Origin of the sequence: Streptomyces spiramenti, from assembly GCF_012034385.1 — a bacterium.
GTDB lineage: Bacteria > Actinomycetota > Actinomycetes > Streptomycetales > Streptomycetaceae > Streptomyces > Streptomyces spiramenti.
On the sequence record NZ_JAAVJB010000013.1, the window covers coordinates 50,093 to 51,622 of the forward strand.

The following is a 1,530-nucleotide window of genomic DNA, read 5'->3' on the forward strand; positions in this document are numbered from 1 at the left end:
CGCCCCCCCCCCCCCCCCCCCCCCCCCCCCCCCCCCCCCCCCCCCCCCCCCCCCCCCGGGGTTCGCCATCACCGCCGCAGCCCGTCAGCCCGTACCACCCGCGGTCCGTTGCTCGCCGCCGTCAGCCCGTGCTCCGTCCGCCTGCCGCGGCGACGGGGGCCGGATCCGGGCCGGAGGAGCACAACTCCGCCCCGACGGGGGACGCATGGGCATCGTCGGGCCCCGCCGCCCCACCCGCCGCGCCCGTTTCCGGCGCCCGGCGGCCCGTTCACGGACCGTCTTCGACCCCCACCTGCGCGCCGCGCCCCCTCCGGTACGGCCGGAGGGGGCCGCCCCGGGCAACAGGGGAGCGCGATACAGCCGTTGCAGGTGTGACGGTGCGACGCCCCGCGGCAGGCGCGCGCCCCCACCTCCGGGACGACGCAACCCGTGCCGGAGCAGCGATCGGAGCGGCCCGTACCTCGCCCGGGACCCTGGCCGAGGACAGGTGACATCCCGAGCACACTTGCTACGCCGCTCGAACAGACCCCTCCGAGCGCCCTAGGATGAGCACACACTCAACCGGCACACTCACCGCTTCGAGGGGTCCTGTGAGCGAACGCCCAAGCCTTCAGCCGTCCATCGACGCCTGGACGCATTCCATCGAGGCGATATCCGAGCTCGTCGCGCACCTGACCGAGGGGGAGTGGAACAGCCGGACGGAGTGCCCCGGTTGGTCGGTCCGCGACATCGTCTCGCACGTCATCGGTCTGGAGAGCGAAGCGCTCGGCGACCCGCGCCCGATCCACACTCTCCCGCGCGACCTGTACCACGTCACCGACGAGATCAGCCGCTACATGGAGGTCCAGGTGGACGTCCGGCGGCACCACACCGGCCCGGAGATGACCGGCGAGCTGGAGTACACCATCATCCGCCGCTCCCGTCAGCTGCGGAACGAGAAGCGTGCTCCCGACCACGTCATCAACAGCCCGGTCTTCGGCCCCATGTCGCTGGACCTCTCGCTGCGGCGGCGCGTCTTCGACTGCTGGGTGCACGAACAGGACCTGCGCCGCGCGCTCGACGAGCCCGGCAACCTCGACTCCCCGGCGGCGGAGATCGCCCGGGACATGATGATCGAGGAGCTGCCCGCCGCCATCGCGGACCGGGCCAAGATCGCCCCGCGCTCCGCCGTGGTCTTCGACGTCAGCGGTCCGCTGGAGTTCCTGCGCACGGTGCGCGTGGACGAGGAGGGCCGCGGCTCGGTCTCCAGCAGTCCGTCGCTGGGGCCGGTCGCCACGTTCACCACGGACTGGGAGACGTACGCCCGCCTCGCCTGCGGCCGGATGCGGCGCCGTCGAGCGGCGGAGCGGCTCAAGATCGAGGGCGAGCCGGAGATCACGAACCGCATTCTGGCCAACTTCTCGATCACTCCCTGAGGTTCGGCGGCGACGCCGCCCCTCACCGCGTCACCGCGACCCGCGCCGGCTCCCGGCACCGCGGGCCGGTCGGCGCGCTCCCCGACGCGCGGACGCCCGGCCGCCGGCGTCCGGT

The 1,530-nt window shown here is 74.0% G+C and carries 1 protein-coding gene; it reads left to right on the forward strand.

Annotated elements, in window-relative coordinates:
• Positions 1-590 precede the first annotated feature (590 nt).
• Entirely contained in the window at positions 591-1,415 is an 825-nt protein-coding gene (locus tag HCJ92_RS03460) for a maleylpyruvate isomerase family mycothiol-dependent enzyme (protein WP_167931889.1), read from the forward strand.
• The last annotated feature ends 115 nt before the right edge of the window (positions 1,416-1,530 follow it).